This is a genomic window from Acinetobacter legionensis (genome assembly GCF_048552295.1).
In the GTDB taxonomy this organism is placed as follows: Bacteria; Pseudomonadota; Gammaproteobacteria; order Pseudomonadales; family Moraxellaceae; genus Acinetobacter.
The window spans coordinates 195,401-213,483 of record NZ_JBIMCW010000002.1 but is presented as its reverse complement, the minus strand read 5'-3'; the positions used below and the strand labels follow the sequence as shown (position 1 = coordinate 213,483).

General features: G+C 38.4%; 20 protein-coding genes. 13 read left to right on the top strand and 7 right to left on the bottom strand.

The annotated features are described in order from the left end of the window. Positions 1-28: 28 nt before the first annotated feature. The 3 genes from glyQ (at position 29) to ACG916_RS02530 (ending at position 3,630) form a co-directional block, all read left to right on the top strand. The gene (gene glyQ, locus ACG916_RS02540) at positions 29-1,006 is read left to right on the top strand and encodes a glycine--tRNA ligase subunit alpha (protein WP_004718182.1); all 978 of its coding nucleotides are present in this window, start codon (positions 29-31) and stop codon (positions 1,004-1,006) included. Then, positions 1,006-3,075, top strand: coding sequence for a glycine--tRNA ligase subunit beta (gene glyS / locus ACG916_RS02535; protein WP_336952236.1), 2,070 nt, complete (start codon positions 1,006-1,008; stop codon positions 3,073-3,075). The genes glyQ and glyS overlap by 1 nt, the downstream gene beginning before the upstream one ends. A gap of 171 nt (positions 3,076-3,246) precedes the next feature. Continuing rightward, positions 3,247-3,630 (top strand): hypothetical protein, encoded by a 384-nt coding sequence (locus ACG916_RS02530; protein WP_336952237.1) that lies wholly within the window; start codon positions 3,247-3,249, stop codon positions 3,628-3,630. Between the two features lie 53 nt (positions 3,631-3,683). Here the strand turns inward: ACG916_RS02530 and ACG916_RS02525 are convergent, their stop codons facing one another. Continuing rightward, positions 3,684-4,076: a hypothetical protein gene (locus ACG916_RS02525; protein WP_336952238.1), complete on the bottom strand. Its 393-nt coding sequence runs from the start codon at positions 4,074-4,076 to the stop codon at positions 3,684-3,686. A 313-nt stretch (positions 4,077-4,389) separates the two neighbouring features. On the opposite strand from ACG916_RS02525, the gene ACG916_RS02520 reads away from it, so the two are divergent. Together ACG916_RS02520 and ACG916_RS02515 are read left to right on the top strand one after the other, a co-directional pair. Further along, entirely contained in the window at positions 4,390-5,103 is a 714-nt protein-coding gene (locus tag ACG916_RS02520; protein WP_336952239.1) for a hypothetical protein, read from the top strand. A gap of 205 nt (positions 5,104-5,308) precedes the next feature. Beyond that, on the top strand, positions 5,309-5,962 hold the full coding sequence (locus tag ACG916_RS02515) for a hypothetical protein (RefSeq protein WP_419327031.1): 654 nt from the start codon (positions 5,309-5,311) through the stop codon (positions 5,960-5,962). A gap of 151 nt (positions 5,963-6,113) precedes the next feature. Here the strand turns inward: ACG916_RS02515 and ACG916_RS02510 are convergent, their stop codons facing one another. Together ACG916_RS02510 and ACG916_RS02505 are read right to left on the bottom strand one after the other, a co-directional pair. Then, entirely contained in the window at positions 6,114-7,070 is a 957-nt protein-coding gene (locus ACG916_RS02510) for a 2-hydroxyacid dehydrogenase (protein ID WP_336952241.1), read from the bottom strand. Positions 7,071-7,105: 35 nt separating this feature from the next. Then, positions 7,106-7,804, bottom strand: a complete 699-nt coding sequence (locus tag ACG916_RS02505; RefSeq protein ID WP_056516975.1) for a TetR/AcrR family transcriptional regulator — start codon at positions 7,802-7,804, stop codon at positions 7,106-7,108. Positions 7,805-7,886: 82 nt separating this feature from the next. Here ACG916_RS02505 and ACG916_RS02500 point away from each other — a divergent pair, with 82 nt between their 5' ends. Both ACG916_RS02500 and ACG916_RS02495 read left to right on the top strand, forming a co-directional pair. Continuing rightward, a complete protein-coding gene (locus ACG916_RS02500; protein WP_336952242.1) occupies positions 7,887-8,990 on the top strand; it encodes a fatty acid desaturase in 1,104 nt (367 codons plus the stop codon). Between the two features lie 121 nt (positions 8,991-9,111). Continuing rightward, complete coding sequence (locus tag ACG916_RS02495) at positions 9,112-9,555, top strand: hypothetical protein (protein ID WP_336952243.1); 444 nt, start codon at positions 9,112-9,114, stop codon at positions 9,553-9,555. Positions 9,556-9,632: 77 nt separating this feature from the next. On the opposite strand, the gene ACG916_RS02490 is transcribed toward ACG916_RS02495, so the two are convergent. Beyond that, positions 9,633-10,922 (bottom strand): hypothetical protein, encoded by a 1,290-nt coding sequence (locus tag ACG916_RS02490; RefSeq protein WP_336952245.1) that lies wholly within the window; start codon positions 10,920-10,922, stop codon positions 9,633-9,635. Between the two features lie 89 nt (positions 10,923-11,011). On the opposite strand from ACG916_RS02490, the gene ACG916_RS02485 reads away from it, so the two are divergent. Together ACG916_RS02485 and ACG916_RS02480 are read left to right on the top strand one after the other, a co-directional pair. Further along, positions 11,012-11,788 carry a class I SAM-dependent methyltransferase gene (locus ACG916_RS02485; RefSeq protein WP_336952246.1) on the top strand — a complete coding sequence of 259 codons (777 nt, stop codon included), beginning with the start codon at positions 11,012-11,014 and terminating at the stop codon, positions 11,786-11,788. A gap of 29 nt (positions 11,789-11,817) precedes the next feature. After that, on the top strand, positions 11,818-12,375 hold the full coding sequence (locus tag ACG916_RS02480) for a hypothetical protein (protein WP_336952248.1): 558 nt from the start codon (positions 11,818-11,820) through the stop codon (positions 12,373-12,375). Positions 12,376-12,456: 81 nt separating this feature from the next. Here the strand turns inward: ACG916_RS02480 and ACG916_RS02475 are convergent, their stop codons facing one another. Together ACG916_RS02475 and ACG916_RS02470 are read right to left on the bottom strand one after the other, a co-directional pair. Then, entirely contained in the window at positions 12,457-12,864 is a 408-nt protein-coding gene (locus tag ACG916_RS02475) for a protease inhibitor I42 family protein (protein WP_336952249.1), read from the bottom strand. 78 nt (positions 12,865-12,942) lie between these two features. Continuing rightward, a complete protein-coding gene (locus tag ACG916_RS02470) occupies positions 12,943-13,533 on the bottom strand; it encodes a hypothetical protein (protein ID WP_336952250.1) in 591 nt (196 codons plus the stop codon). 182 nt (positions 13,534-13,715) lie between these two features. Between ACG916_RS02470 and ACG916_RS02465 the strand changes: the two genes are divergently transcribed. Further along, the gene (locus ACG916_RS02465) at positions 13,716-14,339 is read left to right on the top strand and encodes a class I SAM-dependent methyltransferase (RefSeq protein ID WP_336952251.1); all 624 of its coding nucleotides are present in this window, start codon (positions 13,716-13,718) and stop codon (positions 14,337-14,339) included. A 450-nt stretch (positions 14,340-14,789) separates the two neighbouring features. On the opposite strand, the gene ACG916_RS02460 is transcribed toward ACG916_RS02465, so the two are convergent. After that, on the bottom strand, positions 14,790-15,257 hold the full coding sequence (locus ACG916_RS02460; RefSeq protein ID WP_336952252.1) for a Holliday junction resolvase-like protein: 468 nt from the start codon (positions 15,255-15,257) through the stop codon (positions 14,790-14,792). 129 nt (positions 15,258-15,386) lie between these two features. Here ACG916_RS02460 and ACG916_RS02455 point away from each other — a divergent pair, with 129 nt between their 5' ends. The 3 genes from ACG916_RS02455 (at position 15,387) to sodC (ending at position 18,081) form a co-directional block, all read left to right on the top strand. Then, on the top strand, positions 15,387-16,031 hold the full coding sequence (locus ACG916_RS02455) for a ParA family protein (RefSeq protein WP_336952253.1): 645 nt from the start codon (positions 15,387-15,389) through the stop codon (positions 16,029-16,031). A 100-nt stretch (positions 16,032-16,131) separates the two neighbouring features. Beyond that, complete coding sequence (locus tag ACG916_RS02450; RefSeq protein WP_336952254.1) at positions 16,132-17,250, top strand: AI-2E family transporter; 1,119 nt, start codon at positions 16,132-16,134, stop codon at positions 17,248-17,250. A gap of 276 nt (positions 17,251-17,526) precedes the next feature. Then, complete coding sequence (sodC, locus tag ACG916_RS02445; protein ID WP_336952255.1) at positions 17,527-18,081, top strand: superoxide dismutase [Cu-Zn] SodC; 555 nt, start codon at positions 17,527-17,529, stop codon at positions 18,079-18,081. The last annotated feature ends 2 nt before the right edge of the window (positions 18,082-18,083 follow it).

Genomic DNA, 18,083 nt, shown 5'->3' with positions numbered 1-18,083 from the left:
TTTTTCTAATACTTATAGTGGATGCTGCATGAGTCGCGCCATATCGCATATTGATACATTCCAAGGCTTAATTCTTGCCTTACAAAACTACTGGGCTGAACAAGGTTGTGTGGTGTTACAACCTTACGATATGGAAATGGGCGCAGGGACATTCCACACTGCAACATTCTTACGTGCGCTTGGGCCAGAAACATGGAACGCAGCATACGTTCAACCCTCACGTCGTCCTAAAGACGGCCGTTATGGCGAAAACCCAAACCGTTTACAACACTACTATCAATTCCAAGTGGTGCTTAAACCGAATCCTGACAATATCCAACAACTGTATCTAGACTCTTTAGAAGCGATTGGTATTGACACGCTTACACATGACATTCGTTTTGTAGAAGACAACTGGGAATCTCCAACATTGGGCGCTTGGGGCTTAGGTTGGGAAGTGTGGTTAAACGGTATGGAAGTGACTCAGTTTACTTACTTCCAACAAGTTGGTGGGGTTGAATGCTACCCAGTCACAGGTGAAATCACTTACGGCCTTGAACGTCTAGCAATGTACTTACAAGGCGTCGATTCAGTTTATGATTTAGTTTGGACCAAAGGCCAATTTGGTACAGTCACCTACGGTGATGTATTCCATCAAAACGAAGTAGAGCAATCAACTTATAACTTTGAATATGCCAACGTTGAAAAAATGTTTGAGCTCTTCGATTTTTATGAAGCTGAAGCAACCCGTTTAATGGAAGCAGAACTTCCACTTCCAGCATATGAGCAAGTCATCAAAGCATCACACAGCTTTAACTTACTCGATGCACGTGGTGCTATTTCTGTCACTGAACGTCAACGTTATATTTTACGTGTGCGTACTTTGGCACGCTCTATTGCACAAAGCTATGTGGCTGCTCGTGCCAAACTCGGTTTCCCAATGGCTGAACCGCATTTACGTGACGAAGTGCTTGCACAGTTAAAGGCACAAGTTGAAGCAGAAGCAAAAGCTGAGGAGAATAAATAATGTCTAAACATACCGTTTTATTCGAACTTGGCTGTGAAGAATTACCACCTAAAAGCTTAAAGACCTTACGTGATGCATTACAAGCTGAAACGGTTAAAGGTTTAAAAGACGCTGGTTTGGCATTTGATTCAATTGAAGCTTATGCAGCACCACGTCGTTTGGCATTAAAAATTGTCAATGTCGATGGTGCACAAGCAGACACTCAAAAGCGTTTTGATGGTCCTGCCCTACAAGCGGCTTATGATGCAGAAGGCAAACCAACCAAAGCCTTAGAAGGCTTTATGCGTGGTCAAGGCATTACTGCGGATCAAGTATCAACTTTCCAAGCGGGTAAAGTTGAAAAAGTTTGTTATTTAAAAGATGTGAAAGGTCAAAGTCTTGACGCTTTACTTCCACAAATTTTACAAACCGCACTGGATAACTTACCCATCGCAAAACGTATGCGTTCTGCGGCAAGCCGGACTGAATTTGTTCGCCCAGTGAAATGGGTGGTCTTGTTAAAAGACAATGATGTGATTGATGCAACGATTCAGGATCATAAAGCGGGCAATCTGACCTATGGTCACCGTTTCCATGCCCCTGAAGCGATTTCATTAACCAACTCAGATGATTATTTGCCGAAATTAAAAGCAGCACATGTCGTGGCTTCTTTTGAAGAGCGTCAATCGATCATTGACCAACAAGTTAAAGCTTTGGCTGATGAAGTTAATGCGATTGCCATCGTTCCTGCGGACCTGCGTGATGAAGTCACTGCATTGGTTGAATGGCCTGTTGCGTTACGTGCAAGCTTTGAAGAACGTTTCCTTGCCGTACCTCAAGAAGCTTTGATTACCACGATGCAAGACAACCAGAAGTATTTCTGCTTGGTCAATGCAGCGCATAAATTACAGCCTTATTTCATTACTGTTTCCAATATTGAGTCTAAAGATCCGACTCAAATCATTGAGGGTAATGAAAAAGTGGTACGCCCTCGTTTGTCTGATGCAGAGTTTTTCTTCTTACAAGACCAAAAGCAACCACTTGCTTCTCGCAAAGAAAAATTAGCCAATATGGTCTTCCAAGCACAATTGGGCACACTTTGGAACAAGTCTGAACGTATTGCAAAATTGGCTGTGGCGTTATCTGCAATCACGGGTGCAAATCCTACTGATGCTGAAAAAGCTGCACTGCTTGCAAAATGCGACTTAACTTCAGAGTTAGTCGGTGAATTCCCTGAACTTCAAGGAATCGCGGGAACTTATTACGCACGTATTGAAGGCGAAAATGATGAAGTTGCTGAAGCTTTAGGTGAGCAATATTTACCTAAGTTTGCTGGCGATGTTCTACCAAAAACGAAAACAGGTACAACCATTGCCCTTGCTGATCGTTTAGATACCCTCACAGGTATTTTCGGGATTGGTCAAGCACCGACGGGTTCGAAAGATCCATTTGCTTTACGTCGCTCTGCGATTGGTATCTTACGTTTGGTGATTGAAAATAATCTTGATGTTTCGATTGAAGAACTGATCAAGCTTGCTTTGGCTGCTTATGGTGATGTACTGAAAGATCATACGAAGACTTTAGCCGATGCTGTCGCATTCCTTGAAGGTCGTTACCGTGCTAAGTACGAAGACCAAGGTGTTGCTGTTGATGTGATTCAGGCTGTTCAAGCACTCTCGCCAAAATCTCCACTTGATTTTGATAAACGTGTGACGGCGGTAAATCATTTCCGTGACTTGCCAGAAGCTGCTGCTTTGGCTGCTGCCAATAAGCGTGTTGCCAATATCTTGGCAAAAGAAGCTGCACCTACAGGTGAGATTGTTGAAGCTAAATTAGTTGAAGATGCTGAAAAGGCGCTTTATACCGAGATTCAAAATATCAAACCTGCAGTTCAACCACTTTTGGACGCGAAAGACTACACCACTGCGCTTTCTAAGTTGGCTGCGCTTCGTGCACCGATTGATGCATTCTTTGAGAATGTGATGGTGATGGCAGATGATGCAGAACTCAAAGCAAACCGTTTACGTTTACTTGCACAGTTACGTGACTTGTTTACAAGCGTTGCAGATATTTCGGTGTTACAGCACTAAGTAGAAATATAAATTATAACCCGCTTCCGAGCGGGTTTATTTTTAGTTTTCGCTTTCCAAAACGCATAAATAAATGAAAACATAACAATAAAAATTAACAATCTAAAACTAAATATTCCCAATACATTGTATAGACTCAATTGATCAAGTTAAGTTTAAGATCAAAAGCATATGAATTCTAAAATATTATTATCTATACCTTTAATAGTGATCACTCTCACCGCCTGCTCAACCACACCCACCAATCCAAACGCTCCAACTGTTTTAGAACAACATAAAAATATCTCTGCTGAACCAAGCACAAAACATAACCTTGCCAAACTCATCAAACAAACAGACAACTGTGTCATCGAATTTACTGGCAACTTTGAAACGGGTAAAGCCACAGAACATTGGATTTTTAAAGGTGATCAGCTCATCTCTGCATTTTCAAATGTAGATGCTGAAGTCGAAAATAAACAAACTGTTTTTGACCCAAAAGATGCTGAAAAGCAAAAAAACTTCAACTCACTTAAAAATAACTTTAAAATATCAAATCTTGAAAAATGTAATTAATCTCAGTACTTCGCTTTAATACTTCGTTGAAGCTAAAAGGGCTAAATACAAAGTTATTTCGCTCTTTTAGCCACATAATTCACAGGATATATCCAAATGAGAACACCAATCAATCCAATCACAGCAAAAATGAAACTATTTGGAAGGTAATTAGCAAACCAATAATAAATTGGATTTAATCCCAATTTAAACGAATTCATCATTGTGTATAGCATTGCAATTATTAGCACATGGGGCAAAATCAAATGCCCAATAAATAGCTGATATTTCTTAAAATATTTTGCAAAATAAAAGCTTGGAATCAAGTAAATTAAAAATACCGCGCCCATAATGCCCCAACCCATTATTTGATGGCTGGAAGACAGTTCATCGCCACAACCACAGGCAAAACTCGGTTTTAAACTCAATATAAAGGTGAGAAATATCAGGATTATTATATTTTTCATTATGATGATTAAATCAACAATTTAACCCAAAGCTTATGTCGTTTTTGTTTTAATAACAAGCTGGAAATTATTACAGAAAATTCTTTTATCATCATTCTCACATTCTTATAAGCATCAGAATTTAAAAAATAAAAATTGCAAAGACTCCCAAACACGTTTAGTCGTAACATTCATTCACAATTCTTACACTATTGTTAAAACTCTGTAGATAAGCTGTTGCTGTTTTATCTCAAAGACTATTTTTATACATATTTCACATTATTATAGGCAACACTCAAACTTGAACTCATTCAGGTACAGGATAAAACTAATTATGAAAATGCTTAAAACAACAGTGATCGCCACAGCACTTCTTGCCAGCTCTCCTCTTTTTGCCAATACAGATGTAAGTGCAAATGCTTCTGCTGAAGTCGGAACCAATGGAGGCATTCTAAGCAACATTGGTCAAGGTATCCATAACACTGCAGATAAAGTTGGTAATGGAATTGAAAAAGGTGTTGATAAAACCCGTGATGTGTCTAAAGACGCTTGGGATGGCACTAAGAATACTGCTGCTAAAGTAGGTACAGGAATTGAAAAAGGTGTCGATAAGACCCGTGATGTTTCTAAAGAGGCATGGGATGGCACTAAAAATGTTGCTGATAAAGTCGGGACAGGTGTAGAAAAAGGTGTCGATAAGACCCGTGATGTTTCTAAAGATGCATGGGACGGCACTAAACATGCTGCTGATAAAGTTGGAACGGGTGTGGAAACAGGCATAGACAAAGGTAAAGTTGCAACGAAAGGTGCGTGGGAGAATACCAAAAAACTAAGTTCTGAAGCTGGGCATAACACCAAAGAAGCAGCGGTTAAAGTAAAAGACAAAACCAAATCAGCAACAAGTAAAACTTGGCAGAAAACCAAAGATCTAGTTAAACCTAAACCAGCAAATACAGGTGCAAAAGTAAATTCACAAACCCATGTAAAAACACCAGTAGGTAGCGCTAAAGTCGCCGTATCTACAGACGCTAAGGTTGCTACAAAATAATTTAAACTTAATGCCCATTTAGAAAAGCTCACTCAGGTGAGCTTTTCTTATACATCAGCCAGTAATATGCTATGCAATGTATACATATGTTTTCTTGCTGTAGGATTCTTCTTTCAATTTTACTTTTTATCTAAATAAAACAGTATGATAACCCCAACCTACACTGAGCGAATCGCTACAATCATCATAAAGGGATCAAAACATCATGAAGATGATCAAAAGTCTATGTGTGATCACTGCAATACTTGCAACACCATCACTCTATGCGCAAACCAATACTCAAAATCAAACCCAGCCATATGGTGATAATCCAAATATTTTTAAAGTATTGGCACATAAGACCGGTGAAGCTGTACAGAATACCGCTGAAAAAGTAGGTGATGCGACCGAAAAAGGAATTCAAAAAATTAAACCGTCTTTGGATGAAACCATTGAAAATACCAAAAAATATACCACTGAAAAAGCCACCGAGGCTCGTGATAGTACCCGCCAAGGCATCGATACTGCGGTAAAAAAGGTTGAGCAAACCAAAGATCGAGTAATGGGTAAAACCAGTTTAAATGTACCGATTGAACATGGCAGTTTAAGTCAGTCTTCGACCACACCCAATACGACGAATACTGTAACTGCTGCAACTACAGCAAACGTTCAAAATACGCCGATCACCACACAACCTGTTCAACCCGCAGTTCAAAATCAATTACCCAACAATGGGCAAGAAGAACCTGAAATTAAAAAACAGTCATTACCAATCGAGAAGCAAAAGCGTGATGTCAACACTAATACCACAGGTTTAAAAGATACCAAATCAACCAATACGCAAAGTTCAACAGATGATGAGGTTGGTGTACCAAGATAATCAGTTAAACACACTTAATTCTTAGCACGCCACACCTTGCGCTACCTATGCTCAAGGTGATAGCAGTAAAACGAATATCGCTATTTAATAATGTTTTTAACTCTACCTTTTAATCGCACCTTTTTTTAATTGTGCTTTTAAATTAGGGCCTTTATTCATTCACTTGACGAATCACTTTACCCTGCTTAAATGCTTCAACATTTTCAAGCATTTGATTCACAATACGTTGACGTGCATCTACACTGCCCCACGCACTATGCGGTGTGATAATCAGGTTTGGAATATCTTCTGCTAGTAATACATTTCCGTGTGTCGGCGGTTCGACAGAAAGTACATCAGTTGCCGCACCTGCAATTTTGCCTTGTCTTAATGCATCGGCCAAAGCCTGTTCATTAACGATACCACCGCGGGCACAATTGATTAAAAATGCAGATTTTTTCATTTTATCAAATGCTTGGCTATCAATTAAATCACGTGTTTCATCTGTTAGAGGACAATGCAGAGAAAGAAAATCGACTTGCGCAAGCAATTCGGCAAAAGGTATTCGATCCTTATGCGTTGGTCGATTGGGTAATGATGCGACCAAAATTTTCATCCCAAAAGCTTCTGCCAACTTGGCAACCGCTTGACCCAGCTCACCATAACCAATGATGCCAAGAGTTTTCCCAGATAATTCAACAATTGGAAAATCCAGTAAGCAGAAAATTGGCGATTTGTTCCATTCGCCTTGTTTAACTGCATGCTCATATTTGAGTAAAGATGTCGCTAATGCCAACATTAACGTCAGTGTATGCTGTGCAACTGCAGATGTGCCATAGCCCTGACAATTACACACGACAATACCTTTTGATCGTGCAAAATCTAAATCAATATTGTTGGTCCCCGTGGCCGAAATCAAAATTAATTTTAAATTTTTACATTGCTCCATCGCCTCAGCATTCACAATCACTTTGTTGCTGATCACCACGTCTACATGTTGAATGCGTGCTAGAACTTGCTCTGCTGTGGTCGATGGATAAAGTATTAAGTCATCAAAAGCTGCTTTTAGCTGACTAAAATCCAAATCCTGTTTATCTAAAGATTCATAATCTAAAAATACAGCTTTCATTGCTTTTCCTTAATGATAGAGAGCCAGTTTTACGCTTATGAAGCAGATGCTTCTGGAAAACCAAAAGAATTATTCTTTAAAGCCAGTAAGTATGCATTGGTCATACGGTAGGCCTCTTGAATAATGGCTTCAGAAATATAGCTTTCGTTGTAATAACCATGCTTCATACAAGTAAAAACCAATTCCATTAAAATCGTCAATGTATCTGGCTCTTGAGGTACATATTCATCCACTTTAATCATTTCCAGTGCTTTTCGTACGCCATGACTGACTTTTTTTAATTCTATTTGGTATTCCAGATAAGCTTGGCGGGTAAAAGGTCCACTTAAAATCAACAAGCTTGCTGTTTCAGATTCATTAAAATATTTGGCTGTGGTACGAATCATACTTTCTGAGAGTAACTGCCCGTATACTTCTATCGGTGCATTTGGATTTTCCGTCAACACTCGAACAGCCGCCTGTCCGAGTTGTTTAACTAAATCGTTTAAATGCGTCAGTGCAATGTGACGAAAAATATCGTATTTCGTAGGAAAGAATTGATAAATACTGGTCCGTGGAACGCCAGATGCATTGGCAATCTCGGGAATCGAAATCTTTTCAATTCCAATGGATAACAGTAACTCTTGCGTGGTTGCCAGCATCTTATCCATTCTTTTTTGGGAACGTTCTTGTTTTGGTTGACTCACCTTTTTCGTCATTTTTTTTAAAACTGACGTTGACGTTATTTTAATCATCAGATAATCTCTCATAAAAACCAACAAATGTTGGTTTTAAAAACTTCCTTGTAGTACTACAAAAATATAGAGGAAACCGGAGATGAATTTACCCCTTTCCGATGTACAAATGTCCATACAAAGCAAAACTAAACTTTTTGCTGATCCAGAAGATGAACAACGTAGCCACCGAATTCGCAAAGCAATTTTGGAAGCTGGAAATCAATTACGCGAACGTCATCCTTGGCTGGTTCAGCACCAAGACCAAATTGGCCTAGCCATCCTTGCAACAGCTGTAACAGGGATTATTTTCAATATAACACAATACACTCGTGGGAAAATGCCTTGGTACGTGGCAATTCCGCTTTCTGCATTTTGGATGTCGCTCTTACATGAACTAGAGCATGATCTTATTCACCAAATGTATTACCGTAAAAACAAAAAAATCAATGATGCCATGTTGGCAGCCGTTTACGCCTTTCGCCCTAGTACCGTGAACCCGTGGATACGTCGCGAGGTACATTTACATCACCACAAATCATCGGGTACTAAAACAGATTTAGAAGAACGCGGTATTAACAATGGTGATCAATGGGGCTTAAAACGTTTGCTGATGACTGGTGACAATATGTTGGCGATCTATTTACGCCCCATCACCATGATGAAAACCACCAAGCGTTTTATTCATGCGCAAAAGCATTTATCCCAAGCCGCTAAACTCAAATTAAAAGCAAAACTTTCTGCGAGTTATGCACCCTTTGGACATATTCATTATGCCTTATGGCATGGTTTCTTATTGATCAATGCTGCCAAATTGGCAATGAAAGCCGCGGGCATAGCGCAACCTAAAAATAGCGTATGGAGACTTGCAGACAAAACCACAAAGTTTTATGCCGTTAGCATTGCAGCACCAAATTTCTTACGCACCTTAAGTCTGCATTTTACCAGTTCCAATATGCATTATTATGGCGATGTTGAAGATGGCAATATCGTTCAGCAGTGTCAGGTCTGGACAGATTGGCGGATGAAACCTTTACAGGCCTTTTGTTTTAACTTTGCTGGTACACATGCGATTCACCATTTTGTTGTACGTGATCCATTTTATATTCGTCAAGCCATTGCCCAAGACTGCTATCCAGTGATGCAAGCAAATGGGGTCCGTTTTAATGACTTTGGGACGTTTAAACGAGCGAATCGTAGGTTCTAAACTTGATAACTGATATCTTCGTCTTATTCGTTGATAAAAACCTTTGGCATGGATCTTTTATATTTTAAAACACCTGATTACGCCTTATAGTGAATTAAACAATCAAAAAAAAGATCTTACAATGAATTGGACAGCTTATCTGTCACTTATGCTCGCTCTGCTTTGTTTTGGCTTATATTCACCAGTCTATGCAAAAGCATATGTTTTACAGTCGATGAATAATGTGGACGAAGCTGGGTTTAGAAGTTCTGAGGGAAATGAATTTAAACTGATTAAATTAAATCGGGGTTGTCGTATTCAAGCTCGATATTATTTGGAAATGGAAAATCGTGTGTTTAATTATACCTTCCTTCATCAACCATCCATGAAGCAAAAACTGCTCCATGCCACGCAAAAAACCTTCCGTTATCACTATAAAAACGGTGAAGAAGGTTCTCTGGCAGCAGTGACTGATATTTATCAACATTCCAGCGAAGTCTATAAAGTCAGTGACTTAGAGGTTCAAAATGAATTTAAAAAATATAGTGCGTTATTTCCAACCACCTATTTAAGGCAATGTAACTAAAGCTGTATCTGTCTATTAAATTGGCTCAAATGTGAAATCGTTAGACACCAAATGGTGTTCCATCTCAACCGCTGACTTTAAGCAACCTTAAAGTGGCAAAACTCATTTAAGCTTTCATCATCAAAACTCACCAAACCTTGAATATCGCAACTCATATAAAAGTTTTTATAGGTCAACACATAAAAGTCAGTGGTTTTTTTAATCACAATGGGATTCATATCCAAAGACAAAGCTTCATCTTGCTTAAATAATTTGGTCACACGGCGATCATTCATACAAATCAAATAGGTCTGCTTTTTGATTTCTACCTGTGCCAAACCATTGTTTTCAACATGTAATGGAATGATATATTTCCCATTCACATCAATTACTTGTTGATCATAGCTTTCTAGCTTTTGTGTGATCACGTTAAATACTAAAATATTGCCAAAACTGTCTTGTAGCTGAGTTTTATCTTCAAAAGCAAAATTGACTTGAATACCCAGTTTCTGCAAATCTTGCTCATCCACTCGCTTATTGGTCAATAAAATACGCGTAATGGTCTGCTTTAAACTGGCATCAAAGAAAGTACTATCCAGTTGAATATCTGTACCTTTTAGAATTTTACCCAAAGCTTCGTTATGTGTCCCCAATAAGTGAGCAATCACACTTCGATAATAAAATTTGCTGTTTTTCTTTACTTCACGAATCTGCTTATAAAAATAAGTTTGATCGTATTCACGTTCAATAAAATCATGCAGTAACGCAGAGTTGGCTAAAACTGCAATCGCATCATGACCAGTATACGGTAAATGTAACGTATGCAATTGAGGGATCAATGGCTTAATTTTTAAATAATGTTCTTTATCATTTTCAAAATAAGGGTCATAAACAATGATGTATTCACAGTCGGCAACGATATCTTGTGCCTGAATACGCATATCCGCATTTAATTCAGCATCATAGAAATCTGTATAACGCTTGTCCTCAACCTCTAAAGGGTCGATAGAATATTGCGGAACCATGGCAACAACACGATTCATTTTTAAAGCTTTGGCATATTTGATTGCCGCATAGCCACCCATCGAACCGCCATAACCCACGATATTTTTAAATTGTTTTAAAATGGGATCTAGGTGCTCTAACAATGCCACCATGCTTGAAGCAGGAAACCAAGACTTCTGTTTTGGCATAATCCCGACCACAGCATAGTTATATTTCATCAAAGACTTTTCAGCATTGATGGAAAGTCCTTTGGCTCTAGAAATCAAGTCACCAAATGACAGAACTAAAGTGTCAGAATCGCCTTGTAAATAGATTGCTCTAATATGATCATCTTCAAAAATTATTTGCTTATCCATTCGCACACCGAGCATTAGCTCTATCATTGGCTGAAATTAAATAAATAGGCACTTGCCTATTGATTGCATCAAGTGTCATATTTTATAGAGTCTAGTCAGATAAAAAAGCGCAAAATATGACACATTCCTTACATCCTGCTGCTCAAAAAGGCTTCAGTACTGCTGCAGAACTTTATCAACAAGTCAGACCCAATTACCCACAAGATGTGGTCAAATGGTTAAAAGAAGATTTAGCCCTTGGCTCAGATTCAAGTGTTGTTGACTTAGGCGCAGGTACTGGAAAATTTCTCCCTTACCTCAAACAAGCAACGACCAATATTATTGCTGTCGAGCCCGTCACAGAAATGTTGGAACAATTGAAAATAGTACATCCTGATGTGCAAACGCTTCAAGCAAAGAGTGATCAAATTCCGTTAAAATCTGAAAGTATTGATGCTGTTTTGTGCGCGCAGTCATTTCACTGGTTTGCCAATATTGAAACTTTGAATGAAATTCACCATATTTTAAAACAGAATGGTCATCTTGGTTTGGTCTGGAACCAGCGTGATGAGACGATAGACTGGGTTAAAGCATTGGCAGATTTGCTCGCAACAATCGAAGATGACACGCCACGTTACCATAGTGGCCAGTGGAAATTGGTGTTTGAAAATCAATTTTTATTCCAACTTGAAACAGCCAAAGTCTTTTCACAAGTACAAACTGGAACCGTAGAAAATGTAGTGAGCAAGCGATTATTATCCACCAGTTTTATTGCTGCGATGTCTAAACAAGAACAACTCAAGCTAAAACACAAATTCGAACATATTGTCTTGGAATATACGGGTAAACATGCGCAAGATGAAATAGACTTCCCTTACGTTACCTATGTTTATAACTTTAGGAAACTGCGCTAATCGAAACGCTTTAATGAGGAATGTTTATCATGAATTTAATACTTCGCCCTTTACTCCTTTCAGGTTTACTCACATCAGTCGTTTTCATGGCAGCATGTTCTCCTAAAGATAGCCCACAGCAGAATAATTCATCTGAACCCAAAGATGCCTCTCAAGAGATCATGGATCAATTGAAAACCAAACCGATTAAAACCTTTCCAAGTACACCAGACGATGCTCACGATATTGCATTGCTTGAAGAATATGATCAAAAATTTACTGAAAATAATAATGCTTTAGAAGCTGATCTTAAAAAACGTGCTTCTGATGGAAGCCTTACTGAAGAAATAGATCGTCAGCTTAAACGTGATGGTATTGAATCTGCACTGAATATGCTCAAAGAGCTGGATCTAAAAACCGAACAAGGACGCTATATTCAAGGGTTACGCTATCAATATTGGGAAAATCAAGCCAAAGTCTATGATGAGAAAAAGCAATCTGCAGATGGGGAACTGAAAAATCCAAGTGATGCAGTCAAAGGTATGGGAGAAATGTTAAGTGCTGATGAGCAACTTGATCATTGGAAACAATTGACCGATAAAAGATAAAAAAACAAATGCTTTAATCTGCTCTTGTGCGCTAAAAGATCGCACAAAAGCAGAAACGCTGATCAAGATTAAAACTCAATGCTAAGAAACTCGAATGCGACAACGCCATTGTTGATCAGGTTGTTTTGAAGACTCCCATGAACGAATATGCACCAATTCAATATAGTCTTGTCCTGGTTTTTCAGCTTTAAACCGGAAAGTTTTTGTTCCACCTACACCCACTGCCCCCTCTTCACTGTCATTTTGCAAATAGGTTTCTTCTGTTTTAAAAATTTTAAGTGGTTGTAATAACTGCCATTGATAACCTGTGCTAGGATTTTCAGGTGCATTGAAAACAAGTACCTCACCTACTTTCATATCCATCAAAGTTGGGCACTTTTGTTTCAATGTATACTCATGTGTTTTACCTTCCACTGTAGGACTTGAACTTTGACAAGCGACTAAGCCCAAACTGCAAAACAACAAAGTAAAACCCACTAAACCTTTCATTTATCACACTCTTTATGATCAAATTGGCTAAAATTATAGCAAACCTTATCATCTTCTCTGATGTGGCTCAATTTGAATTTAGATATTTTGCTTTTCCAACCACTGAATAGAATTTACACGAATCAGTTTACACGCCCCATCCCCCACACCATTCCAATCTAAAGCAGATTTCCACACCAAATCTTTATCATTCACTTGGACCAAATCGCCTGTTAAGCGAACGAGATCCCCGCGCTTTACCTGTTTGATTTGCTGAGCAATTTTAGGATTAGCCGGGATAATATGCATGTTACTGACCAATTGAGTTGCTAATTGAGCTGGAATGGGTGGTCGAGCCATTTTCCAATTTAAGAAACGGTCATATTGATTGATTGAAATCTGGCGGGCAATTTCAGGTTCAGTAAATAAACCACGAGTTACCGCATAATCAATTGGAGAAAATTTTGCTTGCTCATCATCTTTATATTCTTTTGAACCGAGAATCCGAAACTCCCCATGAAAGGGTTCTAAAACAGAAATTTTCTGATGTTGATCTATTGGCGCCAAACCATTGGCAATATTAAATGCTGGGTTACTTGTTGAAACTTTAGAGGAATCAGTAGATTGAAAAGCATATACCTGAAAAGTACTCAGTGCCATCAACGCTGCACAGATTAACTTTTTACTCATAATATGCTCCTCAAACCACAGTTAAAATTGTACAAAATCTATAATCCTAGTATTAATATAAAAACTTAAAATAAAAATCGAGTTTCGGTAACAAAATACAGAGATTTCGTCCTATTTTTGTCTTATATTCAAAGTATGCTTTGGTTAGAATTTAGCTTATCCCCATCTAATTGCATAAAATTATGATTTATAGATTTTACCAACAACGTATCTTCCCGCATTTACTCAATCAAGTGATGCAAACACCCAGCATGATGGATGGACGTGCAGAATTACTTGGAAAAGTTCGAGGTGAAGTCTTAGAAATCGGTTTTGGCACAGGTTTAAACCTGCCATTTTACCAAGAGGTTGATCAAGTTTATGCACTTGAACCAAACCGCGATGTATACCAACTTGCTCAGAAACGGGTATTTGATGCACCCTTTCATGTACAACATATTCAAGCCAGTGCCGAAAAGTTACCTTTTGCAGATAATTCAGTCGAGAATATCGTCAGTACATGGACTATGTGCAGTATTGCCAATTTAGATAAAGCCATTCAAGAAATTCATCGGGTTTTAAAACCTCAAGGTACACTACATCTAATTGAACATGTTCAATATCATGACAATAGCACCCTAAAAAAATTGCAAGATATTTTAACCCCTATACAAAAGATTATTGCCGATGGTTGCCACTTAAACCGTAATATTGAACTTGAACTTTTAAATGCCAATTTTAAGTTTTCTGAAAAATATTATTTTGATGCTGAAGATCTGCCAAAAATTGGACGGCGTATGTTTATGGCCAGAGCACACAAGCTCTAAGCTTTCGTGGTTTAATAGAATAGATAAATTTAATAGAAAATTTGAGATAGTCAAACCACCTCATTATTCAGATAAGTGATTTTCATCAAGTTATTGATCATCAATGAAGCTTATCTTTTTGTATGAACTTTTAAAGGTTTTTAGCAATGAATAAGTTTTTGTATTTTTGAATCCTAGATAGTTATCCTACCTCCCCTACTGGGACGACAGAGATGTCACCGTTGAGCGGGGTTACAGGACATACACCTCGCCCATTGAACAAAAACAAAGCACGGTTTTTTAGCGCAAGGTTTGGTATCCCTTACGAAAAGTGAGGCATCACCTACGCCAAGATACTTTAACTTTGATTGTAAAGTATGGCATTGCAAGCCTTTTTATAATCAAATAATTTATTTTTTCCATACAATTGCTTTAATCCAAAAGCTGCACACTCAATTACACTTTTATCCTCTAATCTTGAAAATCAATCCGAATCGTTTCAAAGCGTACTCGCCCATCATGAATTGCTTGAGCAATCGCTTGCTGTCCTTTAGTCAAACGTGCCCCACCACTCTTAATATCAATCAACACCACTTCAATATCCTCTGCCAAACCTTCACCATCTCGAAAATCGGTATAACCATCAAACACGACATAATCAATAGGATCACCTAAGAACTTGGCATCACTGGGTAAATAACGAAACTCAGGCATGATTGGTGCAAGTTGTTCCGCCATTTTGCCTTTCAGCACAGCACGACTGGTATTTACACTACGCTTTTGCGCGCTTGCTAAAGCCTGCTGATGCTCTAACTCCAACTCAGCAATATACTGTTCGTACTCTGCTTTTATTTTGCCATTACGCGTACTTGATAACACGATTGTGGTTAAAACGATGCCAATACACGCACCAATTAACATCGCCATCCAGATGGACATGCTTTTTCCTTTAACTCGATATCTTGCACAATGTAAACAACTACTAAAGTTTTGTCATGTATAACCTATATGCTAAAAATTAATGCTAAAGTAAGGTGAAGGTTAGCTTACAGACTTAATTGATCAATCATGAAAACAATACTTGTTGCAAATTTAAAAGGCGGTTGTGGGAAAACAATTACAGCAATAACATTAGCGACAGCGCTTGCACAAAAAGGCTATAAAGTGGCCTTGGCTGATGCAGATGGACAAAAATCTGCACTGCAATGGTTAAAGCAACGCCCTAACACTGCAGCAACAATTCAAAGTCTGGATTGGCGTCATGAAAAATCAATTGGTGATGCACCTAAAAACCTAGATTATTTAGTGATTGATGCACCAGGTGCCTTAACTGGTGAACATGCAGAACAACTGATTAGTGAGTGCCATGCTGTAGTCACTCCGCTACAACCTTCTTTTTTTGATATCGACAGTACTCGACGTTTCCTTAAACACATCCAAGACATTAAAAAAATTCGTAAAGGCAAAGTTTCTGTATATCTGGTTGCCAACCGAATGAAAGCCAACAGCTCTAGCTCGAAAGATATTCAGCAATTCTTTGATAAAATCGAACAAAAACCTGTTGCATGGATATCCGAACGTACTGCCTATAGCCAATTGGCGATGCAAGGTTTAAACGTTTTTGATAAAACCCAAAAGAACTTTTTAACCATTCAAGAACAATGGCAACCCTTACTTGATGCTTTAATAGACGATCCAAGCGATTGGTTCTAAAACCAATTCAATAAAGATCAGATAAAGTAGGGTTAAAATTTGCCACACTTTATTTTTCAGTTAATATTGAGTCAATCACTCACAATTTTTAGAGTAATTCGTGCAAGATTTCACTTCGAACTTACAACGTATCTTATTGTTTGGATTATTGTTTATCCTTATTTTTCTAGGTTACGATATTCTCAAATACTTCATTGTACCTGTGTTATGGGCCTGTATTATTGCCTATATGACTTGGCCAATGTACAAACGCATCTTAAGAATGTTTGGTTCGAATCGACCTACCCTCAGTGCATCACTCATGATTACGCTGGTGGTTTTGGTGGTTGGAATTCCACTGACTTTTGCCATTTTTATTTTACAACATGAAGGACGAAATCTTTATTTCGACCTCCAACGCCAATTATCTTCAGGTCATTTGACTGTTCCAGACTTTATCCGTGAACTCCCCATCATCGGCAAAGAAGTTAGCCGTACTGTACGTGAAATTAATGCTGATCCTACCAGCCTTTCACAAACCATTGGTCTTTGGATTCAAGGCCATATGAACTATGGTAAATTCGTCTTGAACGAAATTACCAAAAATCTGGTTAAGCTAGGTTTTGCAATCATGTCTTTATTCTTCTTCTACCGAGATGGTCAAACCATTTTGGAGCAAGTCAGTAAAGCCTTACAAATGTTAATTGGTCCACGTATTCACCATTATCTTGATACCATTTCTGAGACGACTCGGGCTGTGGTTTATGGTGTTGGTTTAACTGCCGTTGCTCAAGCATTTCTTGCTGGTGTGAGTTATTTTGTTGCAGGTGTACCCAATCCAATGGTCCTTACCATTGTGACGTTCTTGATGGCACTGATTCCATTCGGCCCTCCTGTTGCTTATGGTGCAGTTTCATTATGGCTTTTCTCACAAGGTCAAACCATGGAAGCAATTGGTGTAATGGCTTGGGGTGTTTGTATTGTCAGTACTGCTGATAATGTGATTCGACCTTTGGTTATTTCAGGTGCAACCAAGATTCCGTTCTTGTTGATCATGTTTGGTGTACTTGGTGGATTAGCAAGTTTTGGACTGGTTGGACTGTTTATTGGCCCTGTCATTCTTGCAATTCTCTTGGCAATTTGGCGTGAGTGGTTACATGAAACTACTGAATCAGAGAGCCTCATGCCTGATGCAACAATGGCTTATGACATTGATGAGGATAAACCCACCAAATCCTAAGCTGAATGCCAGCAAGTAAACGTTAAAATGCAATAGTTATAACCACTATATTCGCCAATAAGCATGAGTTGGCGAATATATCTTGTATAGCTATCTTTAATATCGCAGATATACTACATAATGATTTTCTTCATTTATTTTAATCAACATAATCAATACCAATCAAACTCTCTGTTAAATAAATTCATACAATCAGACATTTAATTCACATTGTTTATCCTGTTGGGCTTTGCTTGAATAGTTACTAATCATAATCAAATACTTTGGATGCGTTCAATGACATCTACTTTTTTTAAAACTTCTATACTTTGTACATGTATCACCCTATTTACAGCAGCATGTAGTACAACAACGGTTAACCCTAAGCTTAAAACACCATTACAAACAGTAGATATTCATGCTGTATCTGCACAAGGCATTGGTTCAAAAATTGGTACAGTGAGCTTGCAAGACTCTCCAAATGGTTTAACAATCAACACTCAACTTAGCCACTTACCTTCGGGTTATCATGGTTTTCATATTCATGAAAAAGGTTCATGTGCACCTGCTGAAAAGGATGGAAAAATGGGCGCTGCTTTAGCTGCGGGTGGGCATTTCAATCCTCAAAAAACTGGTCATGGCACCCCGAATGATGGACATATGGGGGATTTACCTGTACTGAATGTAGATTCCAATGGAAATGCAAAAACAACCTTAATTGCGCCACGTTTAAAATTGGCAGATATTCAGGGCTTAGCCATCATGATTCATGCAGGCGGGGATAACTATTCAGATCATCCAAAACCCCTTGGTGGTGGTGGAGATCGTATAGCATGTGGTGTGATTCAATAATT